Origin of the sequence: Streptomyces sp. NRRL S-340, assembly GCF_000720185.1 — a bacterium.
Classification (GTDB): Bacteria; Actinomycetota; Actinomycetes; order Streptomycetales; family Streptomycetaceae; genus Streptomyces.
In genome coordinates this window covers 1-17,014 of sequence record NZ_JOIY01000012.1, presented here as the reverse complement: position 1 = coordinate 17,014, position 17,014 = coordinate 1, and the positions used below count along the sequence as shown (strand labels likewise).

Sequence of the window (17,014 nt, the reverse complement as noted above, 5' to 3'; positions counted from 1 at the left end):
ACTGTCCAGCCGGTCCCAGCCATGTCAGCTGGTGACTGACCCGGTTTTCACTGAGGTGAGGCCCGGCGGGGGCCGGCGGGGCTCAGGAGACCTGTCTCGCTGACCGGGACGGGCCCCGTCCCGGTCCTGTCACGGCAACCTGCGCAGTGCCTGCTGCGGCAGGCGCCTGACCAGCCACGCGCTGACGAGGCCGAGAGCGGCACCGGCGGCGACGTCACTGGGGTAATGGGCACCGGACTGCACCCGCTCCACGGCCACGAGGGCGGCTGGTACCGCGCAGACCGTCCCGGCCGCCGGCCAGGAGGGGGCGACCGCTGCGGTGAACGCCACCGCTGCCGCGGTGTGCCCGGAGGGGAACGACGAGGAATCGGGGCGGTCCTCGACCTCGTCGTGGGGAATCCATTCCTTGGGCGGCCGCGACCTGCCGCTCACCTGCTTGCACACGCCGTTGGACACCAGTTGCGCCAAGGCCAGAGCCGTCAGACCCGCCACCGCCGCCTTACGACCGTCCCGTCCACCGATCCAGACCATGACCACGGCGGCACCGCACCACAACTTGCTGCCTTCCGCCGCTTCCTCCACCGCCGACAGCGTGCGGTGAAGCGCAGGCTCCCGCCAGGAAGCCACCCGCTTGGTCAGACGGCGGTCCATCTCTCGTACTGCGGCCAACAACCTCATGACCTGCTGGTATCCCGCGCTCACCAGATCACGCACGTCCGGATACCCGCTCCTGCGGGTATCCCGAGTCCGGAGGTCCCACGGCCGATCACCCAGAGCACGCCTGTCCGCTGTCTCAGGCGTGCTCCGGGTGCCACGGTTCGCCGCTGGGGGGTTCAGTCGGCGCCGCGCCCTTGTCGGGAGCCGGCGTAGGCCAGGGCCCGCAGCCGGGCCAGGTGGTGGGTGGGGTGGATGTGCGAAAGCTGGTGACGGTAGGGGTCGAAGGAGCAGCTGTCGTGATCGGCCGGCTCGGTGAGGCGGATCGTGCCCAGCAACTGCGGCGGGCGCGTGCCACCGGCTGAGTACAGGCCCAGCGTCAGCGGGAGTCGGCGTCCGCGCCAGGTGTCAGTCGGCCCGCCGGCCGCGGGGGCGGCGAGCAGGACCCGGGTTCCCGAGGGGAGCCGATAGCCGGTCAGCGTGCTGTAGACGCCACGGCGCGAGTCTGCGCGCAGCAGGGGCAGGTGCCGGGACAGTGCACCTGATCCGCTGCTGGTCAGCAGCAGGTCCAGACCGGTTCCCGGGCCGCCTGCCGCGATGACGCGCAGGGCCAGGCCGTAGCCGTCGGGGCAGCCGTCCGGCAGACCCAGGGCTCTGGACCACCGCGCCTGCAGACGCCACGGTCCTTCACCGGCCAGCCATCCGGCTACCGGCGGTCCCGCGGCCTGCAGCACTCCGCGGTAGCGGCGGCCCTGCGGGTGCAGTGCGTGTGCGTGCCGCCGCCGCGCCACCGCGCGGAAGATCTCCTCCACTCCCGTGTGCGCTGTGCTCACTGGCCCTCCTCGAGGTCGGCGTCGCCGTACTCCACAGCACCACGCAGAGCAGACGAGGGGCTCCTGAGTGCTCGTGGGCGGCTCCGGCAGTTCATCCGGACCGGCCGCAAGCACTCGCAACCACCCATGGACGCCGGGGTGGACCGCTGCTGGGAGCGCGCGCGGCCTGCGCCACCCGTCTCCGGCCCCCGGGGCGCAGGGCCGCCCTCCCCGCGGGGGACATCGTGCGTGGGTTTGACCGTGCGGGAGTGGGCCGGTATCCCGCTGGCGGGCCAGAGGCGGGCCAGAGGCGGGCCAGAGGCGGGCCAGAGGCGGGCCAGAGGCGGGGCGGCGTGGCCCTGCCCGGGGCCGTCCGCTGCGGTGGCGAGCGCGTCGGCGCCCGCGCCGGGGAGGGGGGAGGCGTGGACGGCCTGGTGCGGGACGTGGACGACGGCCGTCGCCCGACGGTACCGGCGATCTGCCCCTGCCACAGCGCGTCCGATCATGCGCTGCCGGGTACCCGGTGGCGGCCCCTTGCCACGCTCCCGCCCGCGAGACCCCACGCCGTGACCAGCGGACTTCAGAGCTGCGCACGAGAGGCACAGCCGGCCAGGAGCGAGCCGGTTCGCCACGAGCCCGTCCCGCAGGTGCCCGTCGAATGCGCGAGGTCACACCCCGATGTCCGTTTCGATGGCTGCCTACGCGCACTGTACGGGTCCTGAGCGGGTTCACCGGCAGGGTGCGGACGGACCTCACGTCGTCTCACCGCCGGTGGAAGAAGGGCAGGGCCGCCGATCGGCGAACGGCTCCGCCGCGCCACGAGCCCGGCCCACGCTGTGACCAGCATCGACGCCGTGCCGCCCTGCCGCCGGTGAGGTCGTCGCCGGCACCCTCCCAGCAGCCAGCGAGTCCTCCGGCACATCTGTCCGGTCCGCTTCGGATCGCTGGGTACAAGTGCCGGGTGACCATTCCCTCCGCGCCGACGTCCAGCGACTCGTCCCAGGGCGACGCCCCCGTACTCAAGAAGGCACTGACGACGCCTCTGCTCTACTTCTTCATCCTCGGCGACGTGCTGGGCGCGGGCGTCTACGTCCTGGTCGGCCAGATCGCCGCGAAATCGGGCGGCGCCGTGTGGGTGCCCCTCCTCCTCGCCCTGCTGCTGTCACTTCTGACGGCCGCCTCGTACGCCGAACTCGCCACCAAGTATCCGAGGGCCGGCGGCGCCTCCCACTACGCGACCCTCGCCTACGGGCCGTTCACCGGCTTTCTCGCCGGATACTGCATGCTCGCCGCAGGCGTCGTGTCCGTCGCGGCACTGGCCCGGGGGTTCGCCGGCGACTATCTGACCACCTTCGTCACTCTTCCCGTCGTGCTGGTGGCAGCCCTGTTCCTGGGTGCGCTGGCCCTCCTCAACGCCCGCGGCATCAGCGAGTCCACCCGGGCCAATCTCGTCGCGACGCTCGTGGAGGTGGGCGGACTCCTGCTCGTCGCGGGCCTCGGCGTCTGGCTGTTCCTGCGCGGCGACGGCGACCCCGGCAGGCTCACCCGCCTCGGCACCCCCGGCACGGGGGCCGCCGCCGGAGCCCTGGGCGGAACGGTGCTCGCGTACTACTCCTTCGTCGGCTTCGAGACTTCCGTCAACGTGGCCGAGGAGACCCGAGACCCGCGCCGCTCCTACCCCCGGGCCCTTTTCGGCGCCCTGTTGACGGCGGGAGCCGTCTACGTCCTCGTCGGGGTCGTCGCCTCGGCCGCCGTTCCCACCGCGACACTGGCCCACTCCAGCGGCCCGCTGCTCGAAGTGGTGAAGGAGGCGGGCGGGGTACCGCCGAAGCTGTTCAGCGCCGTCGCCCTCGTCGCCGTCGCCAACGGCGCGCTGCTCACCGGCATCATGAGTTCCCGACTGGCCTACGGCATGGCACGCGACGGCCTCCTTCCCCGCTTTCTGACCCGGGTGCTTCCGGGGCGCCGCACCCCGTGGGCCTCGATCGCCACCACGACAGCCGTGTCCTTCCTGCTGGCGCTCACGGGAGACGTGGCGACGCTCGCCTCGACCCTCGTGCTCCTGCTCCTCGTGGTGTTCTTCATCGTCAACACCGCCGTCCTCGTCCAGCGGCGCGACCGGCCGGCCCGGTCGCACTTCCGGGCGTACACAGCCGTCCCCGTCCTCGGAGCGGTGTCCTGCGTGGTGCTTGCCACACAGGTGGAGGCCGAGGTGTGGCTTCGCGGGCTGGGTGTCATCGCGGTCGGCGTGGCTCTGGGGGCCGTCGCCACGGTGCACCGGCGCCGGTCCTCGTCCTGAGCGAGGCCTTACGAGGAGACCGTCCAGCTCCTGGACCTCTCCCTCCACCGCGAAGCCCGCACGCCGTCGGTCCCGCGTCGATCCGCGCGCGGGCCGGCGGCCCCCACGCCTGCCGGAACCGGTGTGCCGTCGTCGGCGTGGCGCGCCCTGTACGGCTCCTGTACCAGGAAGATGAGGAAGTCCTCGGCGCCGACAGTGGGAGAGGGTTACGCGGTGACGACGCTGGCCTGGCGGAGGTCTCGCCGACCGGGTGGCCGGCCGGTGCGGGTGGGGACAGGCCGGCCATGAGTCCGGCGGGCTTTCTCGATCCCAAGCTGTTCGACGAGACGGTGGCGGCGGTCGCGCTGTTCGCCGGCCCCGAGCACCGGCTCGTCTACCAGAACGCGGCCTGCTCCAGGATGCTCGGTGCCCGGCCCCTGGGACTGCCCGCCAGGGAAGCGTTCTGCGAACCGGATGCCGCGGAGTTCATGACCGTACTGGACGACGTCACCGCCACGGGCCGGCCGCGCCGGATCCTCGAGTCACGTGAACCCGACCCGGGCGCTGCGGAACAGGCCAGGTACTTCGTCTACTCCTGCACGCCCGTCACGCTGCCCGGCGGGCCCGGCGCCATGGTCGTCGCACTGGACACCACCGCCGAGACGATGGCGCTCGAGCGGTACGAGGCACTGGTGTCGGCCGTGTCGCAGATGGTGTGGGTCCTGCATGCGGACGGCTCCGCGGAGGAGGTCGTCCCCGGCTGGCGGGAACTGACCGGAGCGCCCTGGCACGGCTGGATGGACGAGGAATGGTACGCCTACATCCATCCGCGTGACCGCGAGGGCCTCGGCCGCGCCTGGCTCGCTGCCGCCGCCCAGGAACCTCCGGGTGTCATGGAGAGCACCTTCCGGGTGCGGACCGCCGACGGCTCCTACCGCCATATGTCGACCCGCTGCGTGCCCATCCTGCGTCACGGCCGCGCCGAGGAGTGGGTCGCCGCGACGGACGACGTCGAGGAGACGTGGCGCGCCACGCTGCGGGAACGTGTTCTCGCGCGGGTGGCGGAAGTGGCCGCCGGCAGTCTGGAGGAGGTCTTCGCCGCGGTCGTGCGCACCGTCGTGCCCGAACTCGCCGACTCCTGCGTGGTCCTGCTGCTGTCCCACGAGGAATGGCCGCTGCCGGAGAACGCGACCGTCACGGCCCGGCGGGTCGCCTCCGCGATCCGCCCGGGACTGCCGGCCGCCCCCGCTCTGCGGGGGCAGAGCGTCGCCGTCACGGGCACGGTCCGGGAGTTGCTGGAGAGCCGGGTCCCGCGGACTTTCCGCTTGCCGGCCACCGGGCGGTTCCCCGCCGGCCTGCTCCGGGCCGTCACCGAGCGCTGGCTGATCGCCGCGGACGCCACCAGCCTGACCCTCGTCCCCCTGGTCGTCGACGGCATCGTCCTCGGCTACGCCGCCACGAGCACCAACGGCGACACCCCGGTGCCCGGCCCCGACGACGTGGAACTGCTGCGCAAGGTCCTCCACCTCGCACAACGGCCCATCCACCGCGTCCTCGACCTCCAGCGCGCCCGCCGCATCGCCCTGCGCCTGCAGCGCGCCCATCTCATCGAGCCACCGAGCGTGCCCGGCGCGTCCCTGGCCGCCTGCTACCAGCCGGCCAGTTCGGCCAACGAGATCGGCGGGGACTGGTACGACGCCATCGTCCACTCCGACGGCACCCTGGCCCTCGACATCGGGGACGTCGCCGGCCACGACCTCACCGCGGCGACCGCCATGGGCCAGTTGCGCAGCATGTGCCGCGGCCTCGCCTGGAACATGGGCCCCGGCTGCGAGCCCGGGACCGTGCTGGCCATGCTCGACGCCGCCGCCGACGGGCTGGCCATCGCCTCGTTCGCCACCGCCGTCCACACCCACCTCCGGCGGCGGCCCGACGGCACCTGGCGGATGGCCTGGTCCAACGCCGGGCACCCACCGCCCCTGCTCGTCCCGGCCCAGGGGATGCCCCACTTCCTCACCGGCACAGGTGAGGACCCCCCGCTGTGCGTCGACCCCAGAACCCGCCGCACCACCCACACCCGGGCCCTCGCCCCCGGGGACACTCTCCTGTACTACACCGACGGCCTCATCGAAACTCCCGCCTCCTCCCTCGACGAGGGGCAGCAGCGTCTCCTACGAGCCGCCACCCACCACCGCGGTGAACCCCTTCCCGAGCTGCTCCGCAACCTGCAGAACCTCTCGGACGCCCGCGACGACATCGCCCTGATCGCCTTCCGTGCCGACCTGGGCCGAGATCCTGCCCCCTGATCACGAGGCGGCCGTCCGGGCGGAGCGGCACCGGCGGTCCCGGTCGGCCCCGCGACGGGGGCGATGAGCAGGCGGTGGAAGTTTTCGATGTCCGCAGGGGTCGCCGATGGGTTCTGCTTCTGCTTCGGTCCGGGAGTGCGCGCGCTCGTGGGCGCACAGCGTGCTGGTGGCGGCGACGCCGGTAGGGGCGGTCAGTGCCTCGACCGCCGGCAGGTGCCGGGCGGGGGAGTGGTCGGGCTGCGCCATGCGCGGCGCAGCGGGACCGGATGGACCTGTTCAGTGTGTCTGCCGGGGGGGCGGGTCGGGGTGGCCCGGCTCTTCGCCTGGGCCGTTCGGCGTGGACGGCGCACCCGGCGTACGGGGAGAGCCACCAGACGCCCCCGCCCAAGCCGGACAAGGCCACGAGGCAGCCGGGGCGTCGCTGCCCTGCCGGTTGTCGGTGCGGGGCGGCGGCAGGGCTGCCGGCCGGGGTGACGTCTGTGTGGACGGAGCGCTTCGGGGCAGGCGAGCCGGGACACCTGGGGCGTAGGAGGTTGCGTGTTCGACGGCTTCGAGCTGACCCGATGCGAGGGGAACGGCGCTCATCTGCGGGTGCGTCACGGCGGCCGGGGACCGGCGGTGCTGCTCCTGCACGGTCACCCGCGTACCCACGCGACCTGGCACCGCGTCGCCCCCCTGCTGGCCGCGTCCGGTCACACGGTGGTCTGTCCCGACCTGCGCGGCTACGGTGAGTCCGACAAGCCCCCGACCGACCCGGAGCACCGGCCGTACTCCAAGCGCGCCATGGCCGGCGACTGCCTTGCGGTCATGCGTCGCCTGGGACACGAGCGGTTCGCCGTCGTCGGACACGACCGGGGCGCGTACGTGGCCACGCGCCTCGCCCTGGACCACCCTGAAGCGGTGTCCGCCGTGAGCGTCCTGGACGCCGTCCCCCTCGGGGAGGCGCTGCGACGCTGCGACGCGGCATTCGCCGCGAGCTGGTGGCACTGGTTCTTCCTCGGGCAGACCGACAAGCCCGCTGAACGCGTCATCAATGCCGACCCCGACGCCTGGTACAGGGCCACACCCGAACAGATGGGGGCCGAGGCGTACGAGGACTACCACCGCGCCGTTCACGATCCCGCGACCGTGCACGCCATGTGCGAGGACTACCGTGCCGGCCTCGGTGTCGACCGGGAGCATGACGACGCCGACCGGCGGGCCGGCCGGCGCATCGGCTGTCCGCTGCAGGTGCTGTGGGCCACCCGCGACGACATGGCCGACCTCTACGGCGACGTGCTGGGCGTGTGGCGGGACTGGACGGGCAACCGGCTGGAAGGGGGCCCGATCGACTCCGGACACCACATCGCCGAAGAGGCGCCCGAAGCGCTCGTCGTCGCCCTGCGCCAGTTCTGGAGGAGCACCGAAGGGCACGGCCCCCGCCAGGAACACACGCCTGGCCCGCTCAATCGCTGACCGGCCGACCGAAGCGCCCGGTCACCGTACGTTCACGTTGGCCGATGCGGACCCGGACCCGGGCCCGTCATGGGCCATGTGTTCCATGACGGGGGAGCCCCGGAGCCCGGCGGCTCTGGCGCTACGGAGCGCTCGCCGGGAGCCCCGCGGAGCAGGTGGCGCCTCTGTCCTCGCGCGCGCAGGAGCCGCGCGAGCGGCACTGTGCCTCCTGCCCCCGTCAGGGGGTGTGGACGGGGGCGGTGGCGTAGCGGCTGGAGATGCGGCGGTCGAGCTGCTCGTCGAGTTCCTCGCCCTGGGCGAGGGCGTCGCGCAGGTCGCGGAAATACTGCACGAACAGGTCCGGGGTGAAGGTGGCCAGGAAGGTGGCCGGTTCGTCGGCGGGGTTGGCGAAGGTGTGCGGCGCGTCGGTGGGCGCGAGGACCAGGGTCCCGGGCGGGGCGTCCCATGTGCGGTCGCCGGTGGTGAAGCGAACCGTGCCGGACAGGACGTAGAAGCCTTCGTCGTGCCCGGCGTGGCGGTGCAGGGGCGGCCCGCTGCTGCGTGGTGCGAGGGTCGCCTCGCACACCGCGAGCCGGTGTCCGGTCCTGCCGCCGTCCTCCAGGACCCGGATCCGGATCGGCCCCAGCTCGATGACCTCTCCATCGCCCGGCCGCACGATCGCTACTTCCTGTGCCATGCGCTCACGTTATGGCCCGGAGGCCGGCGGACGCGGCGGACGCCACGAGGCGGGCCGCGCCCGTACGCCCGAAGTTCAGCCGGTCGGTCCACCCGGCGGCCGGACGGGGCGCGAGCCCGGTGATGCCGGTCCGGCGGCGGTTCGGGGCACCGATGCGCCCCGAGCGGCCGCCCTGCCGTGGCCCTACTGCTCAGGTGCGGTGGCACGAGACGCGAGGGTGTCCCGGTCGGCCCCGTCCAGGGCCACGGCCAGGCTCCGGGGGCGCATGTCCGTCCACGTCCGTTCGATGTGGTCCAGGCAGGCGCGGTGACTGTCCGGGCCGTGCACGACGCTCCACCCGGCGGGCACGGCGAAGCCGTCCGGCCACAGCGAGTACTGGCCCTCCTCGTTGCGCAGCGCGAGGAAGGTGCCGTCCTCGTCGTCGAAGGGGTTGCTCATGGAGGTCCTCCAGGGACGGTCGGGTCAGGTCATCGCGACGAGAATGTGGCGCTCGCCGGTGAAGGGCTCGCGGCCGTGTGCCATCCGCACATTGCCGACGAGCATGATGTCGCCCTGCCGCCAGGGCAGCGCGAGCGAGGCACGGTCGTAGGCGGCGCGGACGGCCGCCAGATCGGCGTCGGGGATCGGACTGCCGTCGCCGAGCAGGGCGTTGCGGGGCAGACCGTCCTGGCCGTATGTCTCCAGGAGCACTTCGCGCAGGTCCGGCTCCAGGCTGGACAGGTGGAACAGGTGGGCCTGGTTGAACCAGACCTCGGCCCCGGTGCCCGGGTCGACGGCGGTGGCCGGGCGGTGGTGGCGGGTGCGCAGGACGTCTCCGTCCCAGGAGAACTCCTGGCCGTGCGTGCGGCAGTGGGCTTCGACGTCGGCCCGGTCCTCGGTCTGGAACGCCTCCTGCCAGCTCAGTCCCATGTCAGCGCGGAACGTACGGGTGTAGACGACCCCCTTGGCGAACCGCTCTCTGACCTCGGCCGGGATCAGGTCGAGGACGACGCGGCTGTCGGCGATCGGCGTGGCGCCGCCGGAGCCCGGCGCGGTGTGGCAGAAGAAGTACACCGTGGACGGCCAACTCGCCGCGTAGGAACTCTCGTTGTGCATCGGGATGGGCTGGTCGGCAGGGTACTCGGTCGAGGTGTAGATGTTCCCCTTGACCGCTCTGCGCGGGGTGGACCGCTCGGTGTAGCGCAGCAGGTCGCCGCCGACGGCCCCGACCACGTCGTGGAAACCGTCGACGCCGTCGCCGTCGGTGCGCAGGCCGTGCAGCAGGATCAGTCCGTCGGTGGCGAGGCGCTCGCGCAGTCGCGGGCCGTGGGAGCGCACCCAGTCGGGGCCCGCGTCGCCGAGCGGCCCCAGGTCGTATTCGGCGCCGGTGGTGAGTCCCTCGCCGCGGGGCCGGGGAGAGATCCCGCCGAGGGGCGTGAGCGTTACTGGCCAGGTCATTCGGGCGCTCCTTCGGCGATGAGCGGGGCGGCGTCCGGCTGGGCCGCGAGGATGCGTCGCACCGTGCGTTCGCGCAGGACGGTGGTGAGTTCGAGACGGATCCCGGCCCTGCGGGCACCGGCGACCAGCTTCAGCGCGGTGATGCTGCTCCCGCCGGCTGCCACGAAGTCGGTGCCGGCGTCGATCTCCGGGACACCCAGGGACTGCGCCAGCAGCTCGCACAGCACGGTCTCGGCCGGGCTGCGGGCACCGGGTGCGGCCTCCTGCGCAGGGGGTTCGGGCAGCGCCGCACGGTCGAGTTTCCCACTGGGGGAGAGCGGCAGTCCGGGTACCGTGACGAACGCCGACGGCACCATGTACGGCGGCAGCTTCCCGGCCGCGTACCGCGCCAGCGCGGCGACGTCGGGCGGGGCGCCGGGGCCCGGAACCACGTAGGTGACGAGCCGACGGGCGTCCGCCCGGCCGACCGCGACGACCGCGCAGTCCCGCACGCCCGCGTGGGTGCGGAGCATGGCCTCGATCTCGCCGGGCTCGATCCGGTACCCGGAGACCTTCAGCTGCTCGTCCGCGCGTCCGAGGTACTCGAGGTCGCCGTCGGGGCGTTCGCGCACCAGGTCGCCGGTCCGGTACATCCGGGAGCCGTCGGAGGCGAACGGGTCCGGCACGAAGCGTTCGTCGGTCAGTTCCGCGCGACCGAGGTAACCGCGCGCCAACTGCTGTCCGGCGATGTGCAGTTCACCCACGGCGCCCGTGGCGACGCGTTCGCCCCGCGCGTCGAGCACGTACAGGCGTGTGCCCGCGAACGCCCGCCCGATGGGGACGGCACCGGGACCTACGGCCTCGCCGGGGCGCAGGACGTGTGCGCAGCAGCCGACGGTCGCCTCGGTGGGCCCGTACTCGTTGACGACGGTGACGTCGGGGTGCGCGGCGCGCCAGTGCCCGAGGGCGGAACCGGTCAGCGCCTCGCCGCCGATCACGAGCTGCCCGGTGGGCAGGCAGGAGTCCGGGAGCAGGCTCAGCAGGGGCAGATGCGACGGGGTGATCTTGAGGAAGGCGGGGCGTGCCGAGCCGGCGGGCGGCGGCTGTTCGCCGGATGCGATCGCCCTGAGGTCCAGGACGTGGATCGTGCCGCCGCTCACGAGCGGGCCCCACAGGCTGGTCACCGCCATGTCGAACGACACCGAGGAGTGCAGCACCGTCCGTCCGGCCAGCCCGCCGTAGCGCGCGCGGGCCTGCGCCAGATAGGTGCCGAGGGCGCCCTGCTCGACCAGCACGCCTTTGGGCCGGCCGGTGGAGCCGGAAGTGTAGATCACGTAGGCCGGATCACCGGCCCTCACGGGAGCCGCGTCGAACGGGCGGGCGGGCGCCGACGCCTCGTCCAGGGTGAGGGTGCGTCCGTCGTCCGAGGGGCGCTCGGCCAGCAGCAGCGCGGCGGCGCAGTCGTCGAGGATGTGCCGCTGCCGGTCCTGCGGGTCGTCGTCGGAGAGCGGTACGTAGCCCGCCCCCGTCAGCGTGACCGCGAGGAGCGCGGCGACCAGCTCGGGGCCGGGCGCCAGACGCACCGCCACCAGCGTGCGGGGGCCCGCGCCGCGCGCGGCCAGCGTCCGGGCGATGCGCGCGGCACGCCGTTCCAGTTCGCGGTACGTCCACACTCTGTCGCCGTGGACGACGGCCTCGGCGTCAGGGGTCCGGGCGGCCTGGTCGAGGAAGGCGTCGCGCAGGGCCAGGGTCATCGGCTCGCCTCGTGTTCGCGAAGGAGCGCGGCCAGCGCGTCGGCGACCCGCGGGGAGTTCAGCAGATCGGCGCGGGCGACGTCGAAGCCGTGCTCGGTGTCGGTGAAGCCGGCACCCCGGTGCTCACGGGAGGTGAGCGAGGTGGCGGTGCGCCACTGCGGGGCGGGCGGCACGTCGAGCGCCGCCGTCAGATAGGCCAGGTAGGAGTCGAGGATGGCGGCCAGTTCGGCGCCGAGGGAGGCGTCCACCCCGAGCCGTTCGCAGAGCATGTCGCAGCCCTTCCTGTACAGGGCGGCGTACTGCTCGGCGACCGGGACCAGTGCGTCGGGAGCGTGCGCCTGCTGGATCGCGGTCATCTCGGCCAGCAGACCGGTGCGCTCCTCGTCCGTGAGGACGTCCATGCCGGCGACGAGGCCGCGGAAGTCGCGGGTGAGGGTGGCGACGCCGGGTGCGCCGGGATTGAACAGCACGACCTGTGGCCGGTGGCCGTCCCGTTCGCCGAGGATGTCGGCGAGGGCCGAGGCGAAAACGCCGCCGGCGCAGTAGCCGACGACGGCCCGCGGCGGCTGCCCCGCCAGGACCGTGTCGAGCCCCTCCGTCCACCAGCGCAGATAGCCGGCGCCGGTGGCGGCGGACCAGTCGCCGTCCGGGGTGGGCGCGACCGCGTGCCAGACCTCGACCGGGTCGGGGAGCAGGTCGCACAGGTGGCTGAAGGTGGCCTCCTGGCGGCCCGTCCCGTAGAAGTCGACGGCGAGTACGACGGGTGCGTCCCCTGTGCGTATGCGCGACCAGTTCGCCGCGTTCTCGGACACGATCGGTTCACTCCTCGGCTTCGGCGGGTGCGGTGCGGTCGACGGGTGCGGCGGCGGCCGGTTCGGTGTCGCCGGCTTCGAGGACCAGGGTCCGGCGGCGCACCACGGTCGTGACGGCGGTCGCGGCGGCCACGGCGAACGCTGCGGTGACGGTGAGGGCGGGGCCCTGGGAGTCGAGCAGCACACCGGCGGCGGCGCTGCCCGCGGCGAACCCTCCGTTGTTGGCCGTGGACACCCATGTGTTGGCCTCGGTCGGAGCGGTCCTCGACGCCGTCACCAGGTCGTTGACCAGCAGGTAGGCGGTGGTGAACAGCGGAGCCAGACACAGTCCCACGAGGAAGGCGAACGCCCCGGCCGGCAGGGGGTTCCCGGTCAGGCACAGGGGCAGCACCGTCAGCGTGAACCCGGTGACGAGCACCGCGAAGCGTTGCACCGGTGTGGAGCGCCAGCCGATCCGCCCGTAGGCGAGGCCGCCGACCGCGCTGCCCGCCGACAGCAGAGCCAGCAGGACGCCGCCCGCGCCGGGCGAGCCCGCCCGGTCGGCGATGAACGGCAGCACGACCTGGAGCACGCCGACGACCAGGCCCACCCCGCCGAAGGACAGCACGATCGTGCGCATCCCGGGCAGCGCCATGGGCCGGCCGTGCGGCCGGTCCTCGTCGGGCCGGTCCGAGGCGGGGACGGCGGCGGTCGCGGCGGACAGCACGAAGCAGACGGTTCCGGCCGCGATCAGCACCATGACCGTGATCATCGAAGCGAGGGGCGCGGCGACCGCGATCAGACCGCCCGCCAGCAGCGGCCCCAGGGTGAACACCACTTCCTCGGTGACCGAGTCGAGGGCGTAGGCGGTGTGCAGCAGGGGCTGGCGGCCGTGCAGGATCTTGGCCCACAGGACGCGCATGGTCGGCCCGAGCGGCGGCGCGAACACACCCGCGGCCGCGGCCGCGACGAGCAGCGCCGCGGTGGGTGCCCCGGCTTCGGCGAGCGTGATCAGCGCGGCGAGTCCCAGCAGATAGGGGACGGTCAGCCAGATCAGCCCGGTCCGTGAGCCCTTGCGGTCGATCAGGCGGGCGCGGGCGGGCGCGAACACGGTGAGGGTGGCCGACAGCGCGCCGGAGGTGAGTCCGGCGACGGCGAAGGACCCGGTCGCGTCGCGGACCGACAGCAGCAGCGACAGCGGCAGCACGGCGAAGGACATGCGGGCCAGGCAGCTGCCGAGGAGCGGCGAGCGGGCCTCGCGCACGGCCAGCACCGCGAGGTAGGTGGGCCTGGCGTCGGCTTGCGTGCTCATGCCGTCACCTCGGCGAGGTCCGCGGCCAGGCGGGCGAGGACGGCCGCGCGCTCGGTCTCCACGAAGTAGTGGCCGCCGGGCAGGACGACGACCTCGCAGTCCCGCGTGGTGCACGCGCGCCAGCCCAGGGTGGTGCGCCAGTCGGTCCCGTCGTCGGCGGCGGCGATGTAGACCTTCAGCGGCAGGTCGAGCGCGCAGGGCCGCGGGCGGTGGTAGCGGTCACCGGCCGCGATGTCGGCGACCAGGGTGGGCAGCACCGCTTCCCTGAGTTCCTCGTCCAGCAGGGCCTCGTCCCAAGGCCGTTCGTCCCGGAGCGTGGCGGCCAGCTCGTCCGGCGTCGCTGGGCCGGAGCCGTCCGGCGGGACGTGCGGGGGACGGCAGCCGGCGGCGATGAGCAGGCTCGGGGCCCGGTCCCGGGCCGCGAGCCGCGCCGCCAGTTCGTACCCCAGCAGGGCGCCCATGCTGTGGCCGAACACGACCGTGGGCACGTCACCGGCAGGCAGCGCCGCGCACAGCTGCTCGGCGGTCTCCTCCACGGTGGCCAGGGGCGGTTCGGCGAACCGGTCGCCACGGCCCGGCAGATGGGCGGTGAGCAGCTCCACTCCGGAGGGCAGCGCGGCGGGCCAGTCCTTGAAGACGGCGGCGGTGCCGCCCGCGTAGGGCAGCGCGCACAGCCGCACCCGGGGCGGGCCGTCGCAGCCGCCGCTGTACCAGGGGTTGATGCGGGTGAGCGGGAAGTCCATGGCGGCCGTCCCTCACACCAGCAGCGAGGTGGCCGACTGCCGGGCGGACCGGGAGCGGCGCAGATCGCGGGTGATGTTGACGCGCTTGAGCCAGCGATCGCGGCCGTCGTAGGCGGCGGCGAACGGCTTGCGGCCGTGCACGGCCTGGTAGTTGTCGACGAGCAGCAGCGAGCCCGCGTCCAGGGTGACGTGCCGCAGTCCGTCCTCGATGAGCGCGGCGATGGCGTCGTACGCCCGCCGGGCGGCCGCGTCCCCGGGCGCCGGGCTCATGTAGGCCGGGTCGATCCGCAGATAGGGTTCGTCGGGGGCGCCGAACAGGACGGCGACGCGCTCGGGAGCGTCGTCCATCTCGGCGATCGCCGCGAACCGGTCGTGGGACTGTGCGGCCGCCGCGTTCTGCTCGGGCGTGTGCGAGGTGTCGGGGCGGATCAGATAGCGCGGTTCGAGGAGCGTGGCCCGGTCCTCGGCGGTGAGCCGGGACAGGTCGGGCCAGCCCAGCGTGGTCGCGGCACCCTGGTGGTTGCGCAGGCACAGCAGGCCCACGTAGTCGCAGCGCAGGGGGTGGAAGGCGTCCTCGGTGTGCCACAGCAGTTCGGCCTTGCTGCTGGAGCCCATCTGCTCGGTCTCCTCGCCGGGGACGGGCAGTACGTCGTGCACGAGCCGGCCGTTCTGCTGGGTGGCCCAGCCGAACGCCTCGCCGAGCAGGGCCGCGTGCAGCAGGAGCAGCAGTTCCTCGTTCCGGGTCCGCTCCGGATCCGGGGCGGGGCGGGCCGCGGGGGTCGGTCCGATCCGGTCGTCGTCGATGCCGAAGCCGGTGACCACCAGGGCGCGCGGGCTGTCGTAGAGCCGCATCGCGGTCAGTTCGGTGCGGATGCGCAGCGGCAGGCGCTGTGCTGCGAGGCGGGTGCGGTGCAGCAGCTCGACGGTGGAGTCGACCGGTACCCCGGACAGGGTGCGCAACAGGTCGTCGACCTCCGCGTTCTCCTCCTCGGTGAGTGCGACGGTACGCAGCTGAGGGTCAGTCATGGTTCTCCTCGTCGAGGGCTGCCGCCAGCGCGGCGACGGTCTGTTGGCTCAGCAACTGCCGGACGGTCAGCTGGACGCCGGCCTGGCGGCACCGGGCGACGGCCCTGACGGCGAGGAGGGAGTCCCCGCCCAAGGCGAAGAAGTTGTCGTGCACGCCGATGCCGGGGAGGCCGAGCACCTGCGCCCACGCGTCGGCCAGGGTCTGTTCGAGGCCGGTACGGGGTGCTGCGGCGGCGTTGTCGCTCTGTGCGGCGGTTCGCCCTGTGGTGACCAGCCCGCCGAGTGCGCCGCGGTCGAGCTTTCCGGTGCCGGTGCGGGGCAGCGCGTCCACCTCGATGATCCGCGCGGGCAGCAGGTGCGCGGGCAGTCGTCCGGCGAGCCAGGAACGCAGTCCCTCGGCGGCCGATTGCTCTTCGGTCGTACGCCGGTGCCGGGTCGGCGTGTTCGTCAGCCGGGCCGACGGCTTCGGCGCGGGGTGGGGAACGAGCAGCGGACGGCCGTCGTGGGCGCCCTTCCTGACCAGCAGGACGTCCATCGCGCCTCGCGGATCGGCGCCGGCCCAGCTGACGCTCACCCGGTAGGGGGTGGAGTCCGCCAGCGCCCACAGGTGCTCGGGGTCGACGGCCGTCGCATCCGCGGGCATCCGGAGCAGCTCGTTGTCGCGGGTCAGGCGGGCGTTGGGGACGCCGCGCACGAGCAGGGCGTCCGGGCCCCCGCCGTCCAGGCGGGCGGACAGCGACGCGAGGTCGTGCACCTGGTCGCCCCAGGTGACCGCCTCCGCCTCCGGGGCGGCCGGGCGGTCGCCCACGTGCAGCACCACGTCGTAACGGTACAGGCTCATCTCGTTGCGGTGCCGCCCCCGGCGGGGCAGGACCTCGACGCCGGTGACGCGGGGCGAGCGGGCGGCGAGCGCGGTGAAGTACTCGGGCGACACCAGCAACTCGCTGTCCCGGCTCGCGAGTTCCGCGGCGGCGCGGGCCACGTCCTGCGCCGTGGCACCGGGGCCGGCGTGAGCGAGGGCCTGACGGGTGTAGAACTGCGGGGCGAGGGCGAGGTTGCGTACGTCTCCGACGAAGACGCGCCCCTGGCCGGCCGTGGCGTCGACGGCCCGGTCCAGGACGGCGTCGAGATAGGCGCGGTCTGGAAAGTACTGGACGACCGAGTTGATGACGACGAGGTCGGTGGACGCGGCGCCGACACCGGTGAAGTCGGTGGCCTCGCGGTGGTGCAGCCGCGCCCGCTGCGCGGGACGTCGGCGCAGTCCGTCCCGGAGCCACTCCACGGCGGGCCGCGAGAAGTCGGTGCCGGTGTACTCGGTGACGTGCGGCAGCAGCCGCCACATGAGCAGTCCGGTGCCGCAGCCGATCTCCAGGACGCGGCCGGCCGGCCCGTCCAGGAGGCGGGCGACAGTGGTGTCGACCCACTCCCGCATGTGTTCCTCGGGGATCGGCTCACCGGTGAGGCTGTCGTTCCAGCCCTTGATGTTGAAGGTGAGTTCACCGTCGGTGGCGTCGGCGTGGGTCGTCTCGAAGACCGCGTTCCAGTCCTCGACCTGGGCCTCCCGGCCGCCGTCGGCCGGACCGCCGTGCGGGGAGCCGGAGCCGAGCGCGACCAGGGCGACCAGCCGGGCGGTGCCGTCGTCGGCGGCCACGGTGACGGCGGCTTCCTTGACGGTGGGGTGGTGGGTGAGGGCGGCTTCGATCTCGCCGGGTTCGATGCGGAAGCCGCGGAGTTTGATCTGGTCGTCGGTGCGTCCGAGGTATTCGAGGGTGCCGTCGGGGCGTCGGCGGG

General features: G+C 73.5%; 14 protein-coding genes. 3 read left to right on the top strand and 11 right to left on the bottom strand.

What is annotated here, in order from left to right; all coding sequences use genetic code 11:
* Window positions 1–129 precede the first annotated feature (129 nt).
* Entirely contained in the window at window positions 130–714 is a 585-nt protein-coding gene (locus IG64_RS11735; protein ID WP_324609568.1) for a phosphatase PAP2 family protein, read from the bottom strand.
* Between the two features lie 119 nt (window positions 715–833).
* Entirely contained in the window at window positions 834–1,487 is a 654-nt protein-coding gene (locus IG64_RS11730) for a phosphodiesterase (protein ID WP_158771540.1), read from the bottom strand.
* A gap of 940 nt (window positions 1,488–2,427) precedes the next feature.
* On the opposite strand from IG64_RS11730, the gene IG64_RS11725 reads away from it, so the two are divergent.
* From IG64_RS11725 to IG64_RS11715, 3 genes are all read left to right on the top strand, one after another.
* Window positions 2,428–3,765 carry an APC family permease gene (locus IG64_RS11725; protein ID WP_199811570.1) on the top strand — a complete coding sequence of 446 codons (1,338 nt, stop codon included), beginning with the start codon at window positions 2,428–2,430 and terminating at the stop codon, window positions 3,763–3,765.
* A 284-nt stretch (window positions 3,766–4,049) separates the two neighbouring features.
* Window positions 4,050–6,050, top strand: a complete 2,001-nt coding sequence (locus tag IG64_RS11720; protein WP_051812702.1) for a SpoIIE family protein phosphatase — start codon at window positions 4,050–4,052, stop codon at window positions 6,048–6,050.
* A gap of 537 nt (window positions 6,051–6,587) precedes the next feature.
* Complete coding sequence (locus IG64_RS11715; protein ID WP_051812700.1) at window positions 6,588–7,505, top strand: alpha/beta fold hydrolase; 918 nt, start codon at window positions 6,588–6,590, stop codon at window positions 7,503–7,505.
* 217 nt (window positions 7,506–7,722) lie between these two features.
* On the opposite strand, the gene IG64_RS11710 is transcribed toward IG64_RS11715, so the two are convergent.
* From IG64_RS11710 to IG64_RS11670, 9 genes are all read right to left on the bottom strand, one after another.
* Window positions 7,723–8,181, bottom strand: coding sequence for a cupin domain-containing protein (locus IG64_RS11710; RefSeq protein ID WP_037854835.1), 459 nt, complete (start codon window positions 8,179–8,181; stop codon window positions 7,723–7,725).
* Window positions 8,182–8,364: 183 nt separating this feature from the next.
* Complete coding sequence (locus IG64_RS11705) at window positions 8,365–8,619, bottom strand: MbtH family protein (protein ID WP_037854834.1); 255 nt, start codon at window positions 8,617–8,619, stop codon at window positions 8,365–8,367.
* A 24-nt stretch (window positions 8,620–8,643) separates the two neighbouring features.
* Window positions 8,644–9,618: a TauD/TfdA family dioxygenase gene (locus IG64_RS11700; protein WP_037854833.1), complete on the bottom strand. Its 975-nt coding sequence runs from the start codon at window positions 9,616–9,618 to the stop codon at window positions 8,644–8,646.
* Window positions 9,615–11,351, bottom strand: coding sequence for a non-ribosomal peptide synthetase (locus IG64_RS11695; protein ID WP_037854830.1), 1,737 nt, complete (start codon window positions 11,349–11,351; stop codon window positions 9,615–9,617). Before IG64_RS11695 ends, IG64_RS11700 begins: the two co-directional genes overlap by 4 nt.
* A complete protein-coding gene (locus IG64_RS11690; RefSeq protein ID WP_037854829.1) occupies window positions 11,348–12,163 on the bottom strand; it encodes a hypothetical protein in 816 nt (271 codons plus the stop codon). Before IG64_RS11690 ends, IG64_RS11695 begins: the two co-directional genes overlap by 4 nt.
* A gap of 7 nt (window positions 12,164–12,170) precedes the next feature.
* Window positions 12,171–13,454: an MFS transporter gene (locus IG64_RS11685; RefSeq protein ID WP_037854827.1), complete on the bottom strand. Its 1,284-nt coding sequence runs from the start codon at window positions 13,452–13,454 to the stop codon at window positions 12,171–12,173.
* Complete coding sequence (locus IG64_RS11680; RefSeq protein WP_037854825.1) at window positions 13,451–14,197, bottom strand: thioesterase II family protein; 747 nt, start codon at window positions 14,195–14,197, stop codon at window positions 13,451–13,453. The genes IG64_RS11685 and IG64_RS11680 overlap by 4 nt, the downstream gene beginning before the upstream one ends.
* 12 nt (window positions 14,198–14,209) lie before the next feature.
* Window positions 14,210–15,223, bottom strand: a complete 1,014-nt coding sequence (gntD, locus tag IG64_RS11675) for a guanitoxin biosynthesis L-enduracididine beta-hydroxylase GntD (protein ID WP_037854824.1) — start codon at window positions 15,221–15,223, stop codon at window positions 14,210–14,212.
* Window positions 15,216–17,014 (bottom strand): class I SAM-dependent methyltransferase (locus tag IG64_RS11670; RefSeq protein WP_158771538.1); only part of this gene is annotated, 1,799 nt, incomplete at its 5' end. The genes IG64_RS11670 and gntD, both read right to left, overlap by 8 nt.